The organism is Maritalea porphyrae, from assembly GCF_027213965.1.
In the GTDB taxonomy this organism is placed as follows: Bacteria; Pseudomonadota; Alphaproteobacteria; order Rhizobiales; family Devosiaceae; genus Maritalea; species Maritalea porphyrae_A.
In genome coordinates this window covers 568,787-594,415 of record NZ_JAPWGX010000003.1, presented here as the reverse complement: position 1 = coordinate 594,415, position 25,629 = coordinate 568,787, and the positions used below count along the sequence as shown (strand labels likewise).

Here is a 25,629-nt window from a genome sequence, read left to right as displayed (position 1 = left end):
TTACCCCACACATCCAAAGCGTCGCTTGCGACCTGTGTACGCATCAAGCAATCGCAAAAAGGAAGCGCGGTCAAAGTCAGGCCAATACTCTTCTGAAAAAACAAACTCAGAATATGCCGCTTGCCACAACAAGAAGTTTGAAAGCCTTTGCTCTCCACTGGTGCGAAAAATCACATCAGGGTCAGGCAAACCGGTAGTGTATAGTGATTGGCTGAAAAGGTTCTCGTCGATATCATCCAATTGGATCTCGCCGCTCGCAACCTTTGCAGCAATGGACTTTGCAGCATCAAGCATTTCACTGCGCGCGCCATAATTGAAAGCAACATTTAGCTGCAGGCCCGTGCAATGCTGGGTGCGTTGCTCAGCATCGTCAATCATTTTAAGAACAGAATTGTTCAACCCAACGCGACTGCCAAGAATTCGCACTCGGACATTGTTCTGCACAAATGTGCCAACGTCCGAGGCGACAAACTTCTTCATCAACCCCAAAATCGTGTTCACCTCGTCCGCTGGCCGCTGCCAATTCTCGGAGGAAAAACTGAAGATCGTGAGGTATTTGATGTCAAACTCCACAGCACAGGTAATGAGGCGCCTAAGTGCCTCAACCCCTGCCCGGTGCCCTTCGGTCCGATGTTTACCGCGCGCTTGCGCCCATCGACCATTGCCATCCATAATCACACCAATGTGCACCGGCAACTGATCCGGTGTAAATTCTAGCGGTGTTGATTTGGCGAGGGCGCTGTCCATGAAGTATCGTTTTTCCGTTCTTTAAACCCGCATGATGTCGGCTTCTTTGGCCGTCAAAAGCTTGTCAATTTCAGCAACAGCGTTGTCGGTTAGTTTTTGCACTTTCTCAGATTCTGTGTGCAAATCATCTTTCCCAATGTCGCCATCCTTTTCCATTTTTTTCAATACGTCCATGCCATCACGACGAATGTGACGAACTGCAACTTTCGCGGCCTCAGCATATTGGTGCGCCACTTTGGTCAGTTCCTTGCGTCGTTCTTCATTCAACTCCGGCAACGCTACACGTATTAGCGTGCCTTCTGCGGCAGGATTAAGGCCAAGGTTGCTTTCGCGAATGCCTTTTTCTACGGCTTGGGTCATGGATTTGTCCCAAACCTGTACGGTCAACATCCGCGCGTCCGCTGCAGAAACGGTTGCAACTTGGCTAATTGGCATCTTTGAGCCGTACGCATCCACCATCACTGGTTCAAGCAAGCTTGGGCTTGCGCGGCCGGTGCGCAGTCCGCCAAACTCTTCTTGCATAGAAGCGATGGACTTCTTCATGCGGCTATCAAGTTCACTGATTGAAAATTCTGACATATTTTTCTTCCTTTATTCCGCGCTTTCAGTGACCAATGTGGAAACCGCCGTTCCCTCAATCACTGCGCTTACGCCCCCTTCAACATCAAGCTGATATACATATATCGGCAGTTTGTTGTCTCGCGCTAGGGCAAATGCAGCCATATCCATGACTTTAAGATTTTTTGAAATCACATCATCGTAACTGACCTGCTCGAACCGAACCGCGTCAGGGTCCAATTTGGGATCAGCAGAATACACACCGTCAACCTGCGTACCTTTGAACAAGGCATCACATTGCAACTCAACCGCTTTCAACGCGGCGGCCGTATCTGTGGTAAAAAACGGGTTTCCAGAACCGCCCGCGCAAATGGTCACTTTTCCCTCTTCCAGGGCCCTTCGGGCATCCCGAACCGTAAAAGTGTCTGCAACCGCAGGCATGGCAATATTGGAGTAGACCTTTGCCATTCCCCCGCAACGCTTTATCGCATCGCCTAAGGCTAAAGAGTTTATGACCGTTGCCAACATCCCCATGTGATCGCCAACAACGCGATCAGCGCCCCCGGCGGCAACAGACATGCCACGGAAAATGTTGCCGCCACCGACAACAATCGCAACTTCTAAACCTGAATTGGAAAGGTCCCAGAGCTGGCGTGCAACCTGGTCAAGAAATTCGGGTTCAATCCCGAATGAATTGTCTCCGGCAAGTGCTTCGCCGGAGACTTTAATCAATATACGCTTAAGCGAATGAGAGGCCATTGCCACCCCAACCTTTGTTACACTTTGAGAAAGAGAATCTCTTTGTGCAAAGGTTAGGCTGTACCAGCCACTGCTGCAACCTCGGCTGCAAAATCTTGCTCTTCTTTTTCAATGCCTTCCCCAATTGCGAAGCGAACAAATTCAGTCACTTCAACTGGAGCGCCGGCATCTTTTTCAGCGGCTTTCAAAACGTCAGCAATTTTGCTTTCGCCATCGATCACATAAGTCTGAGATAGCAAGCAAACTTCTTCGTAGAATTTGCGTACGCGACCTTCGACCATTTTCTCAACGATTGCAGCAGGTTTGCCAGATTCAGCAGCTTGTTCAGCAAACACAGCACGTTCTTTTTCAACAACTGCTGGGTCAATACCGTCTTGAGAAACAGCCAATGGAGCTGGATCAGCTGCAGCAACGTGCATGGCCAATTGACGACCAAGTGTCACCAAACCATCGGTGTTGCCGGTTGTTTTCAAACCAATCAAAATACCAATGCCACCCATGCCATCAACAACAGGGTTGTGGATGTATGAGCCAACAATGCCGCTTTCGACTTCAACACGTGCACTGCGACGCAGGTTCATGTTTTCACCAATTTTGGCTACTTTTTTAGTCACTTCATCCGCAATTGAATGGTCAGCGCCAGGGAAAGTTGCGGCTGCAAGCTTTTCAACATCAGCGCCATCTTCCAAAGCAACTTTAGAGATTTGGGCAACCATTGCTTGAAACTCTTCGTTGCGGGCAACAAAATCAGTTTCAGAGTTTACTTCGATCACGGCACCAACAGTACCATTTGTTGCAACAGCAACAAGACCTTCAGCAGCAACCCGGCTCGCTTTTTTAGCCGCTTTGGCCAAACCTTTGGTGCGCAACCAATCAACCGCTGCCTCCAAATCGCCATTGGTTTCACCAAGAGCTTTTTTGCAATCCATCATGCCTACGCCGGTCATTTCGCGTAGTTCTTTTACAAGTGCAGCTGTGATAGCCATATTATCACTCCTTCTTGCCGGACAAAGCCGGCAAATCATTTCATCAATCTAGGCTCAATACGCGTGGATTATGACGCTGATTTTGCAAGCTCTGCAGCTTGTGCCAACCAACCATCACGATCAATGCGACCTTTAAAGCTCAAACGCTCATCAACATTGGTGATGTCGTCTTGGGTAAAGGCTGCAACTTGTGCGTATGTGTAGATGCCAAGTTCATTCAACTTGCCTTCAAGCACCGGGCCAACACCTGAGATTTTTTTCAAATCGTCAGCTTCGCCTTCAGGCTTTTCAAACAATGGCGCATCAACAGCAGGTGCTTCTTCAGCAGCAGGTGCTTCAAGTGCAACTTCAGCAGCCAAAGCTGGCTCTTCTTGCAACTCAACAGCTTCGCCCAAATCGCCACCAAACTGTGAAGATGAACGTGAAATGCCGTCCAAAGCCGCGCGTGAGATCAATGAGCAATAAAGCTCAATGGCGCGTGCGGCATCGTCGTTACCAGGAATTGGCAAATCAACGGCTTCAGGATCACAGTTTGTATCTGAAATCGCGATAACAGGAATGCCCAAGCGACGTGCTTCGTGCAAAGCAATTGCTTCTTTGTTAGTGTCGATAACGAACAACAAGTTAGGCACATTGCCCATGTCTTTGATGCCGCCTAGATCGCGCTCAAGACGCTCTTGCTCGCGTGAACGCTGCAAACGCTCTTTTTTGGTCAAGCCAGCAATGTCTTTTTGCTCTTCAAGTTCACGCAAACGGGCAATCGACTTAGAAATTGTCTGCCAGTTGGTGAGCATGCCACCCAACCAACGTGAGTTCACATAGTACTGAGCGCACTGTTGTGCAGCTTCTGCAACAACTGGTGCAGCTTGGCGCTTTGTGCCAACAAACAACACACGACCGCCTTCAGCAACTGTATCAGAAACAAGCTTCAACGCGCGGTGAAGGTTTGGAACAGTTTGGGCAAGATCGATGATGTGAATGTCATTACGAACACCAAAGATGAACTTTTCCATCTTTGGGTTCCAACGGTGTTTTTGGTGACCGAAGTGTACGCCCGCTTCGAGCAATTGACGCATAGAAAAATCTGGAAGTGCCATTGGCCTTCTCTCCTTTAAACCGGTTATGTCCGCCGCAAGGCATTGCAACACTTTGTTTCGTGTCACCGGTAGGCGTCCAAAAGGAAAACCTTACCCTGCGTGTGAATTTAACAGCGCGGATGTACAACAAGTTCAAATGAATAGCAACACCGAAGTGCCCATGTGCGAACAAAAGGCCAAAAGGGACACAAAACCGCGCGTTATTGGGCCTTTTCTACGCTTACCTTGGCATCTTCCACGCCTGGAATGACCTTCAAAGAGCTTGCCAATTCATGGGACAAACGATAGCTGCCGGGTAATTCAATCTCAAACTCTTTGGATTTATCTTCACCCATAACAATCACGCTCACCTGTCCCTCACCACCTCGGGTCAATTGGTTCTTCAATGAAGATAATCCATCAACATTCTCCAGATAGAGCGTCAATTTATTGGCCATGCGCGCCACTGCTTTGTCGATGGATTGCAGATTGATCAAGCGCAACCGAACACCGTCAGGTTGCGAATCTGCCTCAACTTCCAACACCACCGACTGCCCCGCCGTGAGCTGGGCATCAAAACGGTCAAGCTGTTCGGAAAACACCAAACACTCAAACGTACCAGTTGGGTCCGACAAGGTGAGGATCGACATGTTTGAACCTTTGCGGGTTTTCCGGTCGTTCCGCGATGCAATGGTGCCCGCCAAACGCCCCGCCTTCGCACCGGAGCGCGCTGCTTTTTCAAACGAAGTCCATCCCTGCACATAACCTTCAGTGTAAAGCGACTTGTGATCATCTAGCGGGTGCGCAGATAAATAGAAGCCAATGGCCGAAAACTCTTTCGCCAACCGCTCAGAAAGAGGCCAAGATTTAATGCCCTTAGCCGCCACAATTGGTTCGGGCCGATCGGCGGAGAACATATCAATCACCCCTTCATTCCGATTGGCTGATGCCCGTTGCGCAGAACTGACGATCGTATCCACTAACGAAATCACATCTTCGCGCCGTTGCCCCATTTGATCGAATGCGCCGGCACACGTCAGGGTTTCAAGTGTACGTCGATTGACAATTTTGGGGTCAATACGGGACGCAAAATCCGCCAAGTCGGTAAACGGCTGGTCGCCACGCACAGCAAGAATATGCTCGGCAACATTGCGCCCAACGCCCTTTACCGCACAAAGACTATAATGGATCGCTTCACCATGAACCGAAAAATGAACTTCTGAGGAATTAACGCATGGCGGTTTAACCTCAATATTAAGTCTATTCGCTTCACGTTTGAAATCGTTCAGTTTTTCGGTGTTCCCCATATCGAGCGTCATTGAGGCTGCCAAGAACTCTTTGGGATAATGGGCCTTCAAATATCCCGTCTGATAAGACACCAAGGCATAAGCGGCCGCGTGGGATTTGTTAAAGCCATAATTGGCAAATTTGGCCACAAGTTCAAATATATTGGCCGCTTGGGCCTTATTGACCCCTTGCTTTACCGCGCCGTCTACGAACAAGGCTTTTTGCTTGTCCATTTCTGACTTGATCTTTTTACCCATCGCCCGGCGCAACACGTCCGCTTCACCAAGCGTATAGCCAGACAAAACTTGGGCAAGCTGCATCACCTGTTCTTGGTAGACGATAATGCCAAACGTCTCTTCAAGGATGGGCTTAAGCTTTTCATGCATATAGTCAGGCTTCTCGGTGCCATGCTTACGCGCACAAAAACTTGGGATATTGTCCATCGGACCGGGACGATAAAGCGCCACAAGCGCAATAATATCTTCAAACCTATCCGGCTTCATGTCCAGCAGTGTGCGGCGCATACCCGGGCTCTCCACCTGGAACACACCAACCGTTTCGCCTTTGGCATAAAGTGAATAGGTCAACTCATCGTCAAGTGGCGCTTTTTCGATTGAGAAGTCGCCACCATTGCGGTTGATGTTTTTGACCGCATAATCAATCACGGTAAGCGTTTTGAGGCCCAAAAAGTCAAATTTGACCAGCCCCGCATTCTCCACCACTTTCATATTGTACTGGGATACGGGCATGTCCGAACGCGGATCACGATATAGGGGCACCAATTGCTGCAAAGGCCGATCGCCAATAACGATACCCGCAGCATGCGTGGAAGCGTGCCGATAAAGGCCTTCTAGCTTTTGCCCAATGGCGAGCAAATCAGCTACCGTTTCTTCCTCGTCCCGCATTTCTTGCAAACGAGGCTCACCATCAATTGCTTCTTTCAACGTGACAGGATTGGCGGGATTTGAAGGCACAAGCTTACAAATACGGTCCACTTGTGGGTAAGGCATTTGCAGCACACGCCCCACATCGCGCAATACCGCACGCGCCTGCAGCGATCCAAATGTGATGATCTGCGCCACCTGCTCAGCACCGTATTTTTGCTGAACGTAGCGAATGACTTCTTCGCGACGATCTTGGCAAAAATCGATATCAAAGTCGGGCATGGACACACGTTCAGGGTTCAAAAACCGTTCGAACAGCAACGCATATCGCAGTGGATCAAGATCGGTGATGGTCAAAGAATAAGCAACCAAAGACCCCGCACCAGACCCCCGGCCCGGCCCAACTGGAATGCCCTGATTCTTGGCCCACTTGATAAAGTCAGCCACAATCAAAAAATAACCGGGGAACTTCATGTTCACAATGACGTTCAACTCAAACGCCAATCTGTCGCGATAGTCCTTTTCGGTTAGTCCCTCGGCGGGACCAATCTCTGCAAGAAACCTATCAAGTCCTTCTTCCGCTTGGCGCGCCAACTCTTTGCCTTCAGCCTCAACCGCTTCATCCGCACTTAGATGAGCAGGAGCGGCAAAGTTAGGTAGAATTGGCCCACGCTCTTGCGGGCTGAAGTGGCAGCGCTCAGCGATCTCAATGGTTGACGACAATGCCTCAGGCAAATCGGCAAACAGATCACACATTTCCTGGCGCGACTTAAAATAATGCTCTTGGGAAAGCTTTCGCCGCTCGGTTTGCGCCACCACACTGCCCCCAGCAACGGCCAGCAACGCATCATGAGATTCAAAATCATCAGATTTTGCAAAAAACGGCTCATTGGTGGCCACCAAAGGAATGCCGTTCGCATAGGCGTAATCGACCAATTGGGGTTCGGTGAGTTGTTGCCGTTCAATATCGTGGCGCTGCAACTCGATATAGAAACGATCTCCAAACCGTTCTTTCAAGGCATTCAACCGCTCAATAGCAACAGCGTCATAACCTTGCGCAAAAGCAGGATCAATCCCACCTTCTAGCCCACCGCTCAGACAAATTAGATCGCCAGTAAGTTCTCCATCAAGCCAATCCAAATGCAATTGGGCCAACCCATCTGCACTTTGCAAATAGGCTTGAGACACCAATTCACTTAGATGCTCAAAACCCGTCTCAGACTGCGCAATCAATACAATCGATTCTTTGGCGAATTTTTTGCGCTCTTTGCCTGGAATATCCTCAGGTGGTTCGAACTGCAGCGGTATTTCACACCCAACGATGGGCTGCAATCCTTTGGAGCTTGCCATGGTGGAAAATTGCAAGGCCCCGAACAGGTTGCTTGTATCTGCAATCCCTAGCGCCGGTTGCTCATCGGCAATAGCCAAGTCAATAAGCTTGGGCAACTTGATCGCCCCTTCAAGAAGCGAATAAGCCGAGTGTGCGTGCAGGTGAATGAAGCCGGGACCATTTGTCATCATATTCTACTTTTAAGAGAGCCGATGCTCGCCGCCAAGCCAGTATATGGTTTCATGCACAAGTGTCAGGACAGCGTAGACAGAATATCAAGCCAAACCAGCGTTGCAGCGCTGAATGCTGTAATTGAACAAAGGGCCATCACGTCTTTAATCAAATGTGTCATGCTTATCTCCATGTTTCCTATTTGTTCTTATATATTCTCCTTTTGTTCTTGTCCACAGCATTCCCACAGGACAAAACTAGCGAATTCAATTATGGTAAACATACGTAGGGACGCGCCTTGAGGTCATAGACCCCAGGGCAATTTCGCAAGATATCCAAGGCTGTGGATTAAAACGTGAACGGTACCAGTTTGCCGTCTTTAAGCGTCAGCACACGATCGGCGCGTTTAGCGATATCATAGTTGTGCGTTGCGATCAGGCCTGCAGCATCATGATTGCGGATCGAGTTTGCCAACAAATCAAACACAATGGTGCTTGTTTCAGGATCAAGGTTGCCAGTCGGCTCATCGGCCAAAATAAGTCCCGGCGAGTTGGCCAACGCGCGTGCAATCGCAACCCGTTGTTGTTCTCCACCTGACAATTGCGCAGGACGGTGCGTTCCGCGTTGTGTCAAACCCATCATTTCCAACAGTTCATCACCACGCGCACGCGCTTCACTGTCGCTAATACCCGCAATAAGCAAAGGCATCATCGCATTTTCTGTGGCGTTGAATTCTGGCAAGAGATGATGGAACTGATAGATATAGCCAACGTGTTGGCGGCGAACCAAGGTGCGCTCGCGATCTGACAAACCATCTGTGGGCACATCACAAATAGTGACACGCCCCTCGTCCGCCCGTTCTAGCAAGCCAGACACATGCAACAATGTTGACTTGCCCGCACCAGAAGGCGCAACAAGCGCAACTATTTCGCCACTCATAATTTCAAGATCAGCGCCTTGCAAAATCTTGAGTTCGCCCTCACCTTGCTCATATGTGCGGTGAATATCTTCAAGCTTCAGCTTCACGTTTTTATCAACCATAACGCAATGCCTCAACTGGATCATATTGTGCGGCGCGCCACGCGGGGTAAAGCGAAGCCAAAAAACTCAAGATTAACGCCATGCCCACAACAAATGCCACTTCAACCGGATCTGTTTTAGACGGTAACTCGGACAAAAAGAACACTTCGGGCGGAAACAAAGCAATGCCGATGGTATCGGATATCCAAGCGCGCAATGCCTCCGCATTGGACGCGACAAGCAACCCAACCACAAGGCCAATTAAGGTGCCTGCCACACCAATGGCAGTACCAGTCATACAGAATATGCGCATAATCGACGCCCGGGTGGCCCCAATGGTTCGCAATACCGCAATATCCGCATTCTTTTCCTTCACCAGCATCACGAGCGAAGAAATAATGTTGAAAACAGCGACCAAAACAATCATCGACAGAATGACAAACATCACTACGCGCTCAACTTGCAAAGCTGAGAAAAATGTCTCATTGCGCCTTTGCCAATCGGTGAAAATCATTGGCCGCCCGGCAGCCAACTGCAGCGGATCACGCATGGCGGTGGTGGCATCGGGATTGTCCAAAAACACTTCCATGGCGCTCACGCGATAAATTCGCTCGTATGCATTGTCTATCTGCTCGTCCGTCGCATCAAACGGCAGTGGTTCCTGCCCGTCCTTTAAGACATCACGATAAAGCTGAAAATAGTCTTGCCCTTGTTGCAGCGGCATAAAAACATAAAAGCTGTCGAACTCCACCATGCCCAATTCAAAGATAACGCTCACCGGGTAGGAACGGATTTGTGGCGTGGTACCAAATGGTGTGATGATCCCATCTGGCGTAATAATTGTTACTGGATCACCAACCGACACCCCTAGCTTTTGTGCCAGACGAATGCCAATCGCAAGGCCCCGGCTTTGATCCCAGCCTCCAAAGCCACCAAGTATGACGGATTTCTTTAGAGACGGTAGTTTTTCAATGTCATGCAAAGACATGCCACGCACTGAAACGCCCGTAGATTGCCCAACGCCAGAAGCAAGCGCTTGCCCTTCTGCAAAGGCCACCACGGACTGCACCCCGTCCACTTCTTCCATCCGCATCAAAACATCGCCATAGTCTTCAAACTGCGCTTCGATCGGAAACACAGTAAAATGGCCGTTCAACCCAAGGATCTTATCCAACAACTCCGCGCGAAAACCATTCATCACAGATGTCACAACGATCAGTGTGGCCACACCAATCGCAATGCCGGTCAGCGTCAGCGCGGCAATGACTGAAATAAAAGCTTCTTCCCGTCGGGCCCGCAGGTATCGCCAAGACACCATAAACTCGAATGGGGAAAACGGACGGTTCTTTTCAATCATCTTCGCGCTGTTGTTCGCCATAAACTAGATCGTATCCAAACGCAGAGGTTCAATGATTGCGCGAATGTGCTCAGCGGCTGCCTCTATAGAAACTGTGCTGCGCTCGCCCGTTTTGCGATCTTTGATTTCAACTTCGCCATTTTTAAGGCCGCGCGGCCCAACAATCATCTGGAATGGCAAGCCAATCAAATCAGCTGTTGCAAACTTGCCGCCTGCACCCATGTCACGATCGTCATAAAGCACGTCGATGCCTGCAGATTTCAACTCGCCATAAAGCTTTTGGCAGGTCTCAACACATGTCTCATCACCGGCTTTCAAGTTGATCAGACCAAGTTCAAATGGTGCAACCGACACAGGCCAGATGATGCCGTCGTCATCGTGACTGGCTTCAATAATGGCCGGCAACAATCGCGTAAGGCCGATTCCGTAAGATCCCATATGCACAGCAACTTCTTCGCCGTCCGCATTGGTCACCTTCGCGCCCATTGGTTCAGAGTATTTTTCACCAAAATAGAACACTTGGCCAACCTCAATGCCGCGCGCCGCAATTCGGCGTTCCTCAGGCACATCAGCTTCAAACTTATCCATTTCAATCATGTCTTCAGTGGCGGCATATAGCGACGTCCACTCGTCAACGATCGGGCTTAGATCACCATCATAATCCACATCAATCGAAGGAATTGGCTTGTCCAGCAAAGCGCTATCGCAGAACACACCACTTTCGCCCGTATCTGCCAACACGATAAATTCGTGGCTCAAATCGCCGCCAATTGGGCCCGTTTCGGCCTGCATCGGAATCGCGGTCAAACCCATGCGCTTATAAGTGCGCAAATAGGCCACAAACATGCGGTTGTAGGCTTTGATCGAGTTTTCTTTATCAAGATCAAACGAATAAGCGTCCTTCATCAAAAATTCGCGGCTCCGCATCGTGCCAAAACGCGGACGAATCTCGTCACGGAATTTCCACTGAATATGATAAAGGTTTAGCGGCAAATCTTTGTATGATTTCACGTTCGCCCGAAAAACTGACGTGATCATTTCTTCGTTTGTTGGTCCATACAACAAATCCCGGCCATGTCGATCTTCTACGCGCAGCATTTCCTTGCCGTAGTCGTCGTACCGTCCACTTTCCCGCCACAAATCTGCTGGCTGCAACGTTGGCATCAGCATTTCGTGGGCGCCTGCCCGGTCCTGTTCCTGCTCAATAATGGCTTGAACTTTGCGCAACACTTTGTAACCAAGCGGCAACCAAGCATAAAGGCCACTGGCTTCTTGCTTGATCATGCCGGCACGCAACATCAGGCGGTGCGAAACAATCTCAGCTTCTTTTGGTGTTTCTTTGAGGACGGGCAAAAAATAACGGGAAAGACGCATTTCTAAAGCTGCTCTTTTCGACTCGAGAATTGAGAATTGAAGGTTCAGTGGCGAGAAAACGCCATATGGGCGGAATTATCAAGATAAAAGGCGGATTTTACCTATTAAGCACCCCAGTAAACCAAACATGCCAAAAATCGCATAATCATGACAAAAATGTGATGACACCTGCCAAAACCCTTGTTAGTGTCCAATCCCAATGAGAGGAGTGCCAGAACTTAAATGGCAAACCCATCTCGCTGACAAGGTCAAGGGAGGAACATTGGCAACGTCTTGAACGCATAAGACCAATGCATTGTCGCGACACTATTTGGCAGAGCTTCGGCTCTGCTTTTATTTTGACTACTGCTTAGCCAAATGACCTAGCCCCAGTAGTTTTGCAACCACTCGCTAGAAATGCCCAAACGCACCAAATAGAGCATTATAAATGCCAAGACGGTCGCAAATCCCATTTTAAACAAAAGCTTTGCTTTCATCGGAGCGCCGGGCTCATTTCCGCTTTCAACAGCGGCACCCGCTTCGTGTGACGAGCGCACACCTATTGGCAGTGCGATAAACAGGCAAAGCCACCAGAGCACAAAATACAAAGCAATTGAACTTAATAGATCCATAATATTTCCCCTATTCAAGCTCTATACGCGGTGCACAAAAACCTTCACATGTGGCTTTTTGCCCCAAAGCTGATTGATTTCAGAACGCACTGAACGCCGCAGCGCTTCGGCTAAGACTTTCTTATCCGCACGTTTCTTCGCTGGCATAGACTTTACAGTTGATTCAATAGCGGCTTCTACCACCTCGGCAAAATCACCATCTTCGTCAACCAAAGCCGGCAAACCAACCAACTCAAACTCAGGCGCATGCAACACTTGCCCCTTTGAATTGACACAAAGCGACAGGTTTACCGTACCGCTGAATGAAAGACGACGGCGATCACGCACACCGCTCTCTTCAGGCTGACACAAAATCTCGCCATCCAGATAAACACGACCACTTGGCACCTCGCCTTTGTTGACACTGGCAACCGGATAAAGCTGCGCCAAATCGCCATTTCGCACGCTGAGGCAATGCTTGATACCAAGGTCTTGGCCAAGTTTTAAATGAGCATCCAAATGCAGCGCCTCGCCATGCGCAGGCACCAAAATGTCAGGCTTGAGCCAATCATATAGCTGGCGCAATTCGTCACGACGCGGGTGCCCCGAAACGTGAATCAATGCGTCCCGATCTGTGATGATTTCAACGCCTTGGTTGATCAACATGTTTTGGATGTCACCAACGTCGCGCTCGTTACCCGGAATGGCTTTTGACGAAAAAATAACCCGATCACCTTTTGCCAAGGTAATCATAGGGTGATCGTCCCGCGCAATCCGTGCCATAGCGGCCCGGCTCTCACCTTGCGAACCGGTGCAGATCAACACAACTTTTTCGCGAGGTAAATAGCCGTACGCATCTTGATCTAAAAACGGTTCAAGATCATCCATCAACCCCAAATCGCGTGCGATTTCACTCACCCGATGAACAGAGCGACCAGCGGCGACCACATGGCGACCCGCCTTTTGCGCAGCACGTGCAATCGAGATCATACGCCCAACGTTTGACGCGAAAATTGTAACAGCAACCCGGTGGGGCGCATTGCTGATCAACTCGAAAAGCGTTTCAGCAACCTCACCTTCGCCAGGGCTAGAGCCCTCACGAATGGCATTGGTACTATCACCAACCACTGCGAGTGGTCTTGGATCTTCTCCAATTTCACGGAATCGTTTTTCGTCTGTCTTATCGTTACCAATCGGCGACGGATCGAGTTTCCAATCCCCCGTATGCAACACACGGCCCGCAGTTGTTTCAATGTAAAGCGAGCAGCTTTCTGGAATCGAATGTGAAACATTGATCAATTCAAGCGCAAAAGGACCAGCTTTAAATTTCTCGCCAGCATTCACAACGGTGATCGGCACCGATTCAGTGAAGTTATTTGATTTGGCTTTGCTGTCTGTCATCGCCTTTGCGAAGGGGGTCGCAAACACTGGGCATTCCAAATATGGCCAGAGGTCCAACAGCGCGCCGTAATGGTCTTCATGCGCGTGGGTCAGCACTAGGCCTTCAATATTGTCAACTTCATCTTCCAGAAAACGAATATCTGGCATCACCAAATCAATGCCCGGAAGGTCAGGTTTGGCAAAGGTTAGGCCGCAGTCCACAATAAGCCACTTACGCTTCTCAGGCGCGCCATATCCATAAAGGCCAAAATTCATTCCGATTTCGCCAACGCCGCCAAGCGGAACGAAAATCAACTGATCACTCATCAATTATTGCTTTCAAAATTCATATCGAGCGGAAATATCTCGCCCGCTGTAATGGTTCGTGGTCGACCCATTTGGTCCACCATCAAATTACCTGTTTCATCAACGCCGTTTAACCGGGCAACAAAACTCTCTGTACTTGTGTTAATCCGCATGTCTTGGCCCACTTTATAGGCATGTGCAAGCCAATCCTGCCGAGTCGCCGAAAAGCCTTGTCCCATTGCCCATTGCTCTAACCGCAATGCAACCGCATCACTTAGATACGGAAAAAAGTGCTCAACGGATGTGTGAATGCCCCATTCATTTAGATTACCCGCCGGATGGTTTGCTTTTTCCGGGTGCGAAAGTACGTTTACCCCCAGACCAACCACCACAAAACGCGACTGGCCCTTCACGCCACCTTCTAGCAGCAATCCCGCGCACTTCTTATCACACAAAATCAGATCGTTCGGCCATTTGACTTCAATATCATCGTCTGTTGGTCCAACGCCAGGCTCATTGATCGCCACAACGGCATCACGCAAAGCAAGCGCCATAACAAACGACAACTGCGCAATCTTTTCAGATGGCGCAGGGTCAGTGAGCAACAATGATGCATAAAGATTGCCCTTGGGTGAATTCCAAAAGCGCCCTCGACGACCTTTGCCGTCTTCTTGTTCATCTGCCACCAGCCATTGCGGACCAGTGGCACCGGCGAGCGCATCCTTCATTAATGCTGCGCTTGTTGAATCTATCTTTTCAACATGGCTCAGCCTAAATCCGTTTTGCGCTGCCTTTTCACCTAAACTGATCACCTAGAACAAGCTGCCCGCAGCAACACCTGCAATGTCTTTGAGCGGCCCAGCAACGACCACTGCATATGCAACAATCAAGAAGCCTGACAAGGCGATGACAACGTTCAATTCGTTTGGCGTATTGATGAACTGATGGTTTGGTTCGTCAAAATACATGGTGCGGATAACCCGCAAGTAATAGAATGCGCTTACCGCACTGGCCAATACACCAACAACTGCAAGCACAAACAATTGCGCTTCAATTGCAGCAAGGAACACTTCCCACTTTGCAAAGAACCCAGCAAGTGGCGGCAGTCCGATTAGCGAGAACATGATGAGCGCAATACCTGCAGCAACGAATGGACGTGTCTGCGCAATACCTGCAAGATCAGATATATCTTCGACATACCCTTGATCCGTGCGCAGCGCCAAAATGCAGGCAAACAATCCAATCGTCATGACAAGATAAATCGCCATATAAATCGCAACACCTTCAACCCCGGTTTGTGAACCAGCTGAAAGACCAACAAGCGCAAAACCAACGTGCCCAATAGAAGAGTAGGCAATCAAACGCTTTAACTTCTTTTGCCCAATCGCCGCAAAGGCAGCCAGAACCATTGAAGCCAAAGACAAGAAGATCACAATTTGCTGCCAGTCTTTTGCAATGGGCTCAAATGTGTCGAACACAATGCGAATAAACAAAGCCATCGCCGCCACTTTTGGCGCAGAAGCAAAGAATGCGGTTACCGGTGTCGGTACGCCTTCATAAACATCTGGTGTCCACATGTGGAACGGCACAGCTGAGATTTTGAATGCCAAACCAGCAAGCAAGAACACCAAGCCAACAATCAAACCAAGTGACGGATCACCAAGTGAGATCACTTTGGCGATTTCGTCGATTTGTGTTTGACCCGTAAAGCCATAAACCATGGAAGCGCCATAAAGCAGCATACCAGATGAAAGAGCGCCAAGGACAAAATACTTAAGGCCAGCTTCGGTGGCGCGACCACTATCACGCTTAAAGGCAGCGATGACGTAAAGCGACAGAGACTGCAACTCAAGGCCGATATAAAGCGACATCAAATCATTTGCCGAAATCATCATCAACATGCCCAACGAAGCAAGAATGACCAATACAGGATATTCAAACTTATTGAGGTTGTGATCCGACGCGGTGGAAACAGATAGCACGAGCGCCGCGGCAGAGCCGATCAGCACCAATACTTTCATGTAGCGCGCAAAACCATCTTGAATGAATGCACCATTGAACAGCACACCATCTTCAGATTGAAATGCAACCAGTACCGCAGTAACGGCCAATAGACCGATTGCCACACCAACAATGGTGGTATTGCCAGATTTGGCGTCGCTAAATACACCCATCATCAGCAAGATGATCGCCCCGACCGCGAGCAACAGCTCAGGATATGCGGGAGCAAGAGCAACAAAACTTGTTAGATCAGATACCATTTGTTCCTCCTAGTGCGCGACTTCGACGAGCGCACCGACCTGCGTGAGGCCTGCTTGATAATGTGAAACCAGTGCCTCAACCGACGCAGCGGTCGCGTCCAAAATTGGCGCTGGATAGAAACCGAAGAAGATGGTCAGAACGATCAATGGCACAATAATGACCATTTCACGCGGTGACATATCCAAAATCGATTTCAATGTGTCTTTTTCGAGCGCCCCAAAGATCACCCGACGATAGAGCCAAAGCGCATAGCAGGCGGAGAAGATCACACCGAATGTGGCACCGAATGCGACCCAAGTGTTGACCTGGAACACGCCAACAAGAACCAAGAACTCACCCACAAATCCACTTGTGCCCGGCAAACCAACGTTTGCCATTGTGAAAATCATGAAGGCAAATGCGTATTTTGGCATCCGTTCAACAAGGCCACCGTAAGCGGAAATCTCACGTGTGTGCATCCGGTCGTAAATCACCCCAACACTGAGGAACAATGCGCCCGAAACGATACCGTGTGAAATCATTTGGAAAATCGCACCCTGAATACCAAGCGCATTACCCGCAAATATCCCCATCGTCACATAACCCATGTGGGCAACAGACGAGTAAGCAATAAGCTTTTTAATGTCGTCTTGAACCAAGGCAACCAGAGAAGTGGCAATAATAGCAACCACAGACAAGACGAACACAAAGTCGGCAAAATAGGCTGACGCGTCTGGGAACATGGGCAATGAGAACCGCAAGAACCCATAGCCACCCATTTTCAGCAAGATCGCGGCCAGAATGACCGAACCTGCAGTTGGCGCTTCCACGTGCGCTTCTGGCAACCAACGGTGGAATGGCCACATTGGCATTTTCACCGCAAAGGATGCAAAGAAGGCAATCCATAACCAGAATTGTGCCTCAGGCGAAAACTTGAACTTGAGCAATTGCTGAATGTCCAGAGTACCTGCCTGCCAATACATGGCCATAATGGCCAACAGCATCAAAACTGAACCCGCAAACGTATAGAAGAAGAACTTGTAGCTCGCCTGAATACGGTTTTTGCCGCCCCAAATACCAATGATCAAGAACATTGGGATCAGGCCACCTTCAAAGAAGATGTAGAACAAAGCCAAATCAAGCGTTGCAAACACGCCGATCATCAAGAACTCAAGTAACAAAAACGCGATCAAATACTCTTTGACCCGCTTGTCAATGCTGTCCCAACTGGCAAGCACACACAAAGGCATAAGCATCGCGGTGAGAACGATAAACAGGATTGAAATCCCATCAACGCCCATCCGATAGCCAATGACATCACCAATCCATTGGTGGTTCTGCACGAACTGGAAATCAACGTTCGTTGCGTCAAACATCGACCACATGACCAATGAGAAAACAAAGGTCACCGTGGTTGTTGCCAACGCAATATAGCGCATGTTGTTTTTCGCCAAGGCATCACTGCCCGGCACGATCAACACAAAGAATACGCCAACCAGCGGCAGGAACGTAAGGATCGTGAGGATGTTGTTGTTTATAATATTCATCCTAGGAGGCCCCCTGCAGCAATCGCCCAGGTTATTAGCGCCGCAACACCGATCAGCATCGCCAACGCATAGTGATAAAGATAGCCAGACTGCAAACGCACGACTTGAGTTGTTATGTCTCTCACCCGTTGGGCGATACCACCAACAATCATGCCGTCAATCAGCCAATCATCGAACCCGCGCCAAAGCGCAGTGCCGATCCATTTGGCTGGTCGAACAAACAAGAAGTCGTACAATTCGTCGAAGTACCATTTGTTGAGCAAGAAGGCATAAAGACCAGAATGCTCTTTCGCCAATGTCTTTGGTACGTCCGGCTTCACGATGTAGAAATACCATGCCGCCAAGAAACCGATGATCATTGCAAAGGTCGCTGAAAGCTTAACCCAAACCGGCACGTGGTGCGCATCGTCAATCAATTGTGCATCAACAACCACCGCACCTTTGAAGAAGTGCTCGACATGCTCAGCATGGCCAAAGAAGCTATCGTACCAAATGTAGCCAGCAAACACCGCGCCAGCAGCAAGCACAAACAATGGCACCAACATTACCATTGGGCTTTCATGCGCATGGTCAAACGTTTCTTTAGACGCACGGGTTTCACCGTGGAACGTAAGGTGCACCAAGCGCCAAGAATAAAAGCTTGTGAACAGTGCAGCAACAACAAGTGCCCAGAAGGCAAACCCGCCGGCCGCAGTGTGTGCGCCATATGCCGCTTCAATGATGCTGTCTTTTGAGTAGAAACCTGCAAATCCAAGATTTGGCAAAGCGTCAAACAGAAGATTTAGAGGCAAACCAACACCGGTAAGCGCCAAAGTACCAATCATCATCATCCAATAGGTCAACGGCACTTTGTCTTTAATGCCACCCATTTTGCGCATGTCTTGCTCGTGATGCATAGCATGGATCACCGAACCAGCACCTAAGAACAATAGAGCTTTGAAAAACGCGTGCGTAAACAAGTGGAAAATGCCAGCTGAATAAGCGCCCAACCCCAAGGCCACAAACATGTACCCAAGTTGTGAACAGGTTGAATAGGCAATAACACGCTTAATGTCGTTTTGAACCAAACCAACAGTTGCCGCAAAGAACGCGGTGATCGCACCGACATAAACAACAACTGTCATTGCTGTTTCTGATGCTTCAAACATGGGGGACAAACGCGCCACCATAAATACACCAGCTGTCACCATGGTTGCAGCGTGGATCAAGGCCGAAACAGGTGTCGGCCCCTCCATCGCATCAGGCAACCACGTGTGGAGCAAGAACTGCGCTGACTTACCCATCGCCCCTAAGAACAAGAGCAAACAAATCACGGTCATCGCGTCCCAATTCGCCCAAAGGAACGAAATGGTTTTGCCTTCCATACCAGCCACATGGCTAAACGCGGTGTCAAAATCGAGTGATCCGAGCATCAAAAAGGCTGCAAAGATACCCAAAGCAAAACCAAAGTCACCCACCCGGTTGACGATAAAAGCTTTCATCGCCGCTGCGTTTGCACTTGGCTTTTTGTACCAGAAACCAATCAGCAAGTATGAAGCAACGCCCACACCTTCCCAGCCGAAGAACATTTGCAGGAAGTTGTTTGCTGTCACCAGCATCAACATCGCAAATGTAAACAGCGATAGGTAAGCAAAGAAACGCGAACGATGCGGATCTTCGTGCATGTAGCCAATCGAGTAAATATGCACCAAGCTGGAAACAGTCGTCACAACCACCAGCATCACCGCCGTCAATGTGTCAACGCGGATCATCCAATGCAGATCAAGACCTGCGGTCGAAATCCAGCGGAACAATTCAACTTTGACCGATTCAGCTGCAACAAATGCGTGTTCACCACCGTGCCCTGCTTCAGCCCCGTGACCAGCGTCACCGCCGCCCATGGTCCATTGCAAAAACACAATCCAAGAGAAAAGCGCAGACAAAACCAAAAGGCTTGACGTCACAATTTCTGAGGAGCGGTGCCCAATTGAGCGGCCTAGAAGGCCAGCAATCAACGCGCCGAGCAACGGCAGGAAGACGATCAATTGAAGGAGAGTTTGGTTCATGCCCTTAGCCCTTCATCACGTTCACATCGTCAACAGCGATGGAACCTTTATTACGGAAGAAGACCACAAGGATCGCCAAACCAATCGCGGCTTCAGCAGCTGCCACTGTCAGAATCAACAAGGCAAATACTTGCCCCGCCAAATCTTGCAAGTGCGCGCTAAACCCAATGAAATTGATGTTAACGGCCAAAAGGATCAATTCAACTGACATCAGGATAATGATGACGTTTTTCCGATTAAGGAAAATGCCAAACACCCCAAGAGTGAACAGTACGGCTGCGACGGTCAAAAAATGACCTAGTGGAATAACTGGTATCATTTGAGCCCCTGATTAAATCCCTTTGCCACTTTCAACAGATACAACTTCCACTGCATCTTCACGTTTGCGGCCAACTTGTGCCGCAATGTCTTGGCGTTTTGCGTGTGGTTTATGGCGCAATGTCAAAACGATTGCCCCAATCATCGCCACCAACAAAATCAAACCAGCTGCTTCAAACAGATAGACATATCTAGTGTAAAGCACCAACCCGAGCGCCTCGGTGTTTGAGACACCTTCAACCAACGGCAACACGCTTGAACCAGCCACCTCGGGCGTGATCAAAAACGACCCAGCGACCATGATCAATTCGACCAACAAAATGCCGCCCACCATTGCCCCGATGGGTGCATATTGCAAAAAGCCCTGCCGCAATTGCGCGAAGTCTACATCGAGCATCATCACCACGAACAAGAACAGCACCATAACAGCGCCCACATAAACAACGATCAGCAGCAGCGCTAAAAACTCAGCGCCAGCCAACATGAAGATCCCTGCCCCGTTCACAAACGCCAAGATCAAGAACATCACCGAATGAACTGGATTACGCGATGAAATCACCATCACCGCGCTCACGATCGCTGTTGCAGCAAACAGATAGAAAAAAGCAATTTCTAGTGTCATTTGTTTTCCCTACCTATATGCCGCGTCAGCATCAAGATTTGCCGCAATTTCGCGTTCCCAACGGTCGCCGTTCGCCAAAAGCTTATCTTTATCGAAATAAAGCTCCTCGCGTGTTTCCGTCGCAAACTCAAAGTTTGGCCCCTCAACGATCGCATCCACCGGACATGCCTCTTGGCAAAAGCCACAATAGATACATTTCACCATGTCCAAGTCATAACGCACGGTACGACGGGTGCCGTCATTCTGGCGCGGACCGGCTTCAATGGTGATCGCTTGTGCCGGGCAAATCGCTTCGCAAAGTTTACAAGCGATGCAACGCTCTTCCCCGTTCGGATAACGCCGCAGCGCGTGCTCACCCCGAAAACGTGGGCTCACATATCCTTTTTCAAACGGATAGTTGATCGTTGGTTTTGGTTTAAAGAAATAGCGCATCGCCAAAAAGAACGTCGAAACGAACTCTTTGAGCAATAGCGAATTGAGAAACTGTATGGCTCGCATTATTGTTTCCCCTTATGCCACGCCGCCATGCCAACCCCAGCCCGTAAGCTGAAGGACAAATGCAACGGCAAAAATCATTACGATGGATATTGGCAGGAATACTTTCCAGCCCAAACGCATCAATTGGTCATGGCGATAACGCGGCACGATGGCTTTCACCATCGCAAACATGAAGAACACCATGCAAGTCTTGATGATGAACCACACAAGACCCGGAACCCACGTGAATGGGGCAACGTCCAGTGGGGGCAACCAGCCACCCATGAACAGGATCGTCGTCATTGCGCACATCAGAACGATGGCCACATATTCACCCAACATGAACATCATGTAAGGGGTGGAGCCATATTCAACCATGAAACCAGCAACCAGTTCAGATTCAGCCTCTGGCAAATCAAATGGAGGACGGTTTGTTTCGGCCAATGCCGAGATGAAGAAGATCACAAACATTGGGAACAATGGGATCCAGAACCAATTCAGGAACGATGCCCAGGGTATGCCCAGCATATGTGCCAAGCCCATATCGCGTTGTGCCACCACAATGTCGGTTAGGTTCAATGAGCCAACGCACAATAGAACGGTGATGATCACAAAGCCTAGCGAGACTTCGTAAGAAACCATTTGCGCCGCAGACCGAAGAGCGCCCAAGAACGGGTATTTGGAGTTTGATGCCCAACCACCCAAAATCACGCCATAAACGCCAAGCGACGAAATCGCCAACACGTAAAGCACACCAACGTTTAAGTCGGCCAATGCCCAACCTTCATCAAGCGGAATAACCACCCATGCAGCCAAAGCCACCAGCACAGTGATCAAAGGTGCCATCAAAAATAGCACTTTGTCTGCACCAGCGGGGATTACCGGCTCTTTGAACACAAATTTGAGCAAATCGGCAAAGCTTTGCAGCAAACCAAATGCGCCAACCACGTTGGGTCCGCGCCGAATTTGAACTGCTGCCCAAATTTTTCGGTCAGCCAACAAGAAGTAAGCAACGAAAATCAACAGCACGACAAGCAACAACAAAGCTTTGTAAACAAAGCCGACCATTGTGCCCCAACCAAACATCGGCACGCCGAGCAAATAATCCAATGCTAGGAGTATCCAGTCCCACATAATCTTACTCCGCCGCCTCGTTTATGCCACCAGCTGCCAATTGCGAACACTCGGCCATAACAGCTGAGGCCCGCGCAATTGGGTTGGTGAGGTAAAAATCATTGATTGGGGTGTTAAGCGCTGCAGATTTGATTTTGGCAGCCACTTTCGCCAGTTTCTCAATTGCTTTGCTGTCTTCTTGAGCTGGTGCATCAATGTCCGCAAAATGAGGATATTGCGCAATCAACGCAGAACGCAATTGATGCAAATTGTCGTAAGGTAGTGGCGCGCCAAGATGAGCAGACAATGCCCGAAGGATCGCCCAGTCTTCTTTAGCTTCACCAGGACCAAACACCGCGCGCGATGCACGTTGCACCAAGCCAGCGGTGTTGACGTAAGTTGCGTTTTTCTCGGTATATGTCACACCCGGCAAAATCACGTCAGCTGCATGTGCGCCAACATCACCGTGTGAACCGATATAGACAACAAAAGCGTCTTTATAGGCTTCAGCGTCAATATTGTCGGCACCGAGCAAGAACACAATGTCCAATTCGCCTTTTGCCGCCGCTTTGTCCATGCCCGCACGGTCAAGACCGCCCTTGGCTGGTACAAATCCAACGTCCAAGCCGCCAACCCGCGCTGCAGCATTGTGCAAAACAGCAAAGCCATTCCAGTCCGCACTCAATGCGCCGCTATCTTTGGCAATGGTTGAGGCCAAGCCCAAAACATCTTTTGCAGCAGGTCCGGTCAAAGCCCCCTCGCCCACAATAATCAACGGACGTTTTGCTTTTGCTAGCGTTTTTGCAAACTTCACATCACCAGCAGCTACAGCTGCAAGGCTTTCTGTGCCAGCACCTAGATACTCATAGTCAAACTTGAGATCTGCTTGCTCGCCAATCACACCGATCGGCATGCCTGTGGCGCGCCAAGCTTTGCGGATCCGCGCGTTCAAAATCGCTGCTTCTTTACGCGTGTTCGACCCGACGATCAAAATCGCGTCTGCATCTTCAATGCCAGCAATGCCGGGGTTGAAGATATAACTTGCGCGACCATTTGAAGGATTGAGCACAGAACCTGCAGGACGGCAATCAAGACTTGGAGCACCCAATTGGCTCATAACGCCTTTAAGCGCGAACATTTCCTCAACGGCTGCGAGATCGCCAGCGATAGCTGCAATCTTATCGGCAGAGGATTTTTTGACAGCACGAGCAATTGCTGCAAACGCATCGTTCCAGCTCGCAGCTTGCAGCTTGCGACCTTTCTTGACGTACGGCTTGTCTAAACGCTGTGATTTCAGACCATCCCAAATGAAACGAGATTTATCGGAAATCCACTCTTCGTTTACTGCTTCGTTGATCCGCGGCATAATCCGCATCACTTCACGACCACGGCTATCAACACGGATGTTTGAACCAACTGCATCCATCACGTCGATGCTTTCGGTTTTATTCAATTCCCAAGGACGCGCTGTAAATTCGTATGGTTTTGAGGTCAAAGCGCCAACTGGGCAAAGGTCAATCACATTGCCTTGCAACTCAGAGGTCATCGCGCTTTCAAGATAAGTGGTAATTTCCGCATCTTCACCGCGGCCAATAAGACCAAGTTCAGAAATGCCCGCCACTTCGGTTGTAAAGCGCACACAACGTGTACAGTGAATGCAACGGGTCATGATGGTTTTCACCAACGGCCCGATATATTTGTCTTCCACGGCGCGCTTATTTTCTTGGTAGCGCGAGTTGTCCACGCCATAAGCCATGGCCTGGTCTTGCAGATCACACTCGCCAGCTTGGTCACAAATTGGACAATCGAGCGGGTGATTGATCAGAAGGAATTCCATCACCCCTTCACGCGCTTTTTTGACCATTGGCGTATTGGTGAAGACTTCAGGTGCTTCGCCATTTGGCCCGGGGCGCAAATCGCGCACACTCATCGCACAAGATGCGGCAGGCTTTGGCGGCCCGCCCTTCACTTCAACAAGGCACATGCGACAGTTACCTGCCACAGAAAGCCGCTCGTGATAACAAAAACGAGGAACCTCAGCGCCCGCTTCCTCACACGCCTGCATTAGCGTGTAGTGGTCGGGGACTTCGATTTCCTGTCCGTCTACTTTAATATTGGCCATACTTGCCGCCCTATTCCGCTGCGATGGATGGAACAGCCCCATCCGCTTTGGCATTGTGGGTGTATTGATCGATCCGCTCTTCAATTACAGGGCGGAAGTTCTTAATGAGACCTTGGATCGGCCACGCGGCCGCATCGCCAAGCGCACAGATTGTGTGGCCTTCGACCTGCTTAGTGACTTCAAACAGCATGTCGATTTCACGCTTTTGCGCTTCCCCGCGCACCATGCGTTCCATCACTCGGTTCATCCAGCCAGTACCCTCACGACAAGGAGTGCACTGCCCGCAGCTTTCATGCTTGTAGAATGCTGAAAGGCGTGCAATCGCCGCAATAATGTCGGTGGACTTGTCCATAACAATAACCGCAGCTGTACCGAGCGAAGAACCAACGTCACGCAGCCCGTCAAAATCCATAATGGCATCGCGCATCTTGTCGCCTGGCACACATGGAACCGAAGAACCACCGGGGATAACAGCCAGCAGATTGTCCCAACCACCGCGAATGCCACCGCAATGCTTGTCGATCAACTCACCAAATGGAATGCCCATTTCTTCTTCAAATGTGGCCGGCGTATTCACATGGCCAGAAACGCAGAACAGTTTTGAACCTGTGTTGTTTTCCCGGCCCAAACCGGCAAACCAAGAACCACCGCGTCGCAGAATTTCTGGCACAACAGCAATTGATTCAACGTTGTTCACGGTCGTTGGGCAACCATAAAGGCCCATGCCCGCAGGAAACGGTGGTTTCAACCGTGGTTGACCCTTTTTGCCTTCAAGGCTTTCAAGCAGCGCTGTTTCTTCACCACAAATGTAAGCACCGGCACCGTGATGGACGATGATATCAAAGTCCCATCCGTGCACATTGTTCTTACCGATAAGGTTCGCGTCATAGGCTTGATCAACAGCTGCTTGCAGCGCTTCGCGCTCGCGAACAAACTCGCCACGCACATAAATGTATGCGTGATGCGCGTCCATTGCGCGGCCAGCCAACAAACACCCTTCAACAAGATGATGCGGATCATGGCGCATGATTTCGCGGTCTTTACAGGTGCCTGGCTCTGATTCATCAGCATTCACCACCAAATAGTGAGGACGACCGTCGCTCACCTTTGGCATAAATGACCATTTCAAACCTGTTGGAAAACCCGCGCCACCACGGCCACGTAGGCCCGAGGATTTCACCTCGTCTGTGATCCAATCGCGACCCCTATCGATAAACGATTTGGTTTGCGACCAAGAACCACGGCTAAGCGCGCCCTTAAGGCCCCAATCGCCCTGATTGTAAAGGTTTGTGAAAATACGGTCTTGATCTGACAACATA

21 protein-coding genes are annotated in these 25,629 nt (G+C 49.7%); all 21 read right to left on the bottom strand.

The annotated features are described in order from the left end of the window. The 21 genes from O4H47_RS11780 to nuoF all read right to left on the bottom strand — a co-directional run bounded on the left by O4H47_RS11780 (nucleotide 1) and on the right by nuoF (nucleotide 25,628). Nucleotides 1-747, bottom strand: coding sequence for an isoprenyl transferase (locus tag O4H47_RS11780; protein WP_269394172.1), 747 nt, complete (start codon nucleotides 745-747; stop codon nucleotides 1-3). A gap of 21 nt (nucleotides 748-768) precedes the next feature. After that, entirely contained in the window at nucleotides 769-1,326 is a 558-nt protein-coding gene (gene frr / locus O4H47_RS11775) for a ribosome recycling factor (protein ID WP_269394171.1), read from the bottom strand. Between the two features lie 12 nt (nucleotides 1,327-1,338). Further along, the gene (pyrH, locus tag O4H47_RS11770) at nucleotides 1,339-2,064 is read right to left on the bottom strand and encodes a UMP kinase (protein WP_269394170.1); all 726 of its coding nucleotides are present in this window, start codon (nucleotides 2,062-2,064) and stop codon (nucleotides 1,339-1,341) included. 53 nt (nucleotides 2,065-2,117) lie between these two features. After that, a complete protein-coding gene (gene tsf / locus O4H47_RS11765) occupies nucleotides 2,118-3,050 on the bottom strand; it encodes a translation elongation factor Ts (RefSeq protein WP_269394169.1) in 933 nt (310 codons plus the stop codon). A 68-nt stretch (nucleotides 3,051-3,118) separates the two neighbouring features. Then, entirely contained in the window at nucleotides 3,119-4,147 is a 1,029-nt protein-coding gene (rpsB, locus tag O4H47_RS11760; RefSeq protein WP_269394168.1) for a 30S ribosomal protein S2, read from the bottom strand. Between the two features lie 200 nt (nucleotides 4,148-4,347). Next, on the bottom strand, nucleotides 4,348-7,815 hold the full coding sequence (gene dnaE / locus O4H47_RS11755) for a DNA polymerase III subunit alpha (protein WP_419719626.1): 3,468 nt from the start codon (nucleotides 7,813-7,815) through the stop codon (nucleotides 4,348-4,350). Nucleotides 7,816-8,146: 331 nt separating this feature from the next. Then, nucleotides 8,147-8,839: an ABC transporter ATP-binding protein gene (locus O4H47_RS11750; protein ID WP_269394166.1), complete on the bottom strand. Its 693-nt coding sequence runs from the start codon at nucleotides 8,837-8,839 to the stop codon at nucleotides 8,147-8,149. Next, the gene (locus tag O4H47_RS11745; RefSeq protein WP_269394165.1) at nucleotides 8,832-10,196 is read right to left on the bottom strand and encodes an ABC transporter permease; all 1,365 of its coding nucleotides are present in this window, start codon (nucleotides 10,194-10,196) and stop codon (nucleotides 8,832-8,834) included. Before O4H47_RS11745 ends, O4H47_RS11750 begins: the two co-directional genes overlap by 8 nt. A 3-nt stretch (nucleotides 10,197-10,199) precedes the next feature. Then, entirely contained in the window at nucleotides 10,200-11,549 is a 1,350-nt protein-coding gene (gene proS / locus O4H47_RS11740; protein WP_269394164.1) for a proline--tRNA ligase, read from the bottom strand. A 362-nt stretch (nucleotides 11,550-11,911) separates the two neighbouring features. Then, a complete protein-coding gene (locus O4H47_RS11735; protein WP_269394163.1) occupies nucleotides 11,912-12,160 on the bottom strand; it encodes a DUF1467 family protein in 249 nt (82 codons plus the stop codon). Between the two features lie 21 nt (nucleotides 12,161-12,181). Then, the gene (locus tag O4H47_RS11730) at nucleotides 12,182-13,846 is read right to left on the bottom strand and encodes a ribonuclease J (RefSeq protein WP_269394162.1); all 1,665 of its coding nucleotides are present in this window, start codon (nucleotides 13,844-13,846) and stop codon (nucleotides 12,182-12,184) included. Then, complete coding sequence (locus tag O4H47_RS11725) at nucleotides 13,846-14,637, bottom strand: biotin--[acetyl-CoA-carboxylase] ligase (RefSeq protein ID WP_269394161.1); 792 nt, start codon at nucleotides 14,635-14,637, stop codon at nucleotides 13,846-13,848. Before O4H47_RS11725 ends, O4H47_RS11730 begins: the two co-directional genes overlap by 1 nt. Next, a complete protein-coding gene (gene nuoN, locus O4H47_RS11720) occupies nucleotides 14,638-16,086 on the bottom strand; it encodes an NADH-quinone oxidoreductase subunit NuoN (protein WP_269394160.1) in 1,449 nt (482 codons plus the stop codon). A 9-nt stretch (nucleotides 16,087-16,095) separates the two neighbouring features. Continuing rightward, nucleotides 16,096-17,613: an NADH-quinone oxidoreductase subunit M gene (locus O4H47_RS11715; protein WP_419719619.1), complete on the bottom strand. Its 1,518-nt coding sequence runs from the start codon at nucleotides 17,611-17,613 to the stop codon at nucleotides 16,096-16,098. After that, nucleotides 17,610-19,658 carry an NADH-quinone oxidoreductase subunit L gene (nuoL, locus tag O4H47_RS11710; protein WP_269394159.1) on the bottom strand — a complete coding sequence of 683 codons (2,049 nt, stop codon included), beginning with the start codon at nucleotides 19,656-19,658 and terminating at the stop codon, nucleotides 17,610-17,612. Before nuoL ends, O4H47_RS11715 begins: the two co-directional genes overlap by 4 nt. 4 nt (nucleotides 19,659-19,662) lie before the next feature. Further along, the gene (nuoK, locus tag O4H47_RS11705; RefSeq protein ID WP_269394158.1) at nucleotides 19,663-19,977 is read right to left on the bottom strand and encodes an NADH-quinone oxidoreductase subunit NuoK; all 315 of its coding nucleotides are present in this window, start codon (nucleotides 19,975-19,977) and stop codon (nucleotides 19,663-19,665) included. Between the two features lie 12 nt (nucleotides 19,978-19,989). Next, complete coding sequence (locus tag O4H47_RS11700; RefSeq protein WP_269394157.1) at nucleotides 19,990-20,598, bottom strand: NADH-quinone oxidoreductase subunit J; 609 nt, start codon at nucleotides 20,596-20,598, stop codon at nucleotides 19,990-19,992. A 9-nt stretch (nucleotides 20,599-20,607) separates the two neighbouring features. Continuing rightward, nucleotides 20,608-21,096, bottom strand: a complete 489-nt coding sequence (gene nuoI / locus O4H47_RS11695; RefSeq protein WP_269394156.1) for an NADH-quinone oxidoreductase subunit NuoI — start codon at nucleotides 21,094-21,096, stop codon at nucleotides 20,608-20,610. Nucleotides 21,097-21,108: 12 nt separating this feature from the next. Continuing rightward, nucleotides 21,109-22,161, bottom strand: coding sequence for an NADH-quinone oxidoreductase subunit NuoH (nuoH, locus tag O4H47_RS11690; protein WP_269394390.1), 1,053 nt, complete (start codon nucleotides 22,159-22,161; stop codon nucleotides 21,109-21,111). 52 nt (nucleotides 22,162-22,213) lie between these two features. Next, nucleotides 22,214-24,310, bottom strand: a complete 2,097-nt coding sequence (gene nuoG / locus O4H47_RS11685; RefSeq protein ID WP_269394155.1) for an NADH-quinone oxidoreductase subunit NuoG — start codon at nucleotides 24,308-24,310, stop codon at nucleotides 22,214-22,216. Between the two features lie 10 nt (nucleotides 24,311-24,320). After that, on the bottom strand, nucleotides 24,321-25,628 hold the full coding sequence (gene nuoF / locus O4H47_RS11680) for an NADH-quinone oxidoreductase subunit NuoF (RefSeq protein ID WP_269394154.1): 1,308 nt from the start codon (nucleotides 25,626-25,628) through the stop codon (nucleotides 24,321-24,323). Nucleotide 25,629: the final 1 nt, after the last annotated feature.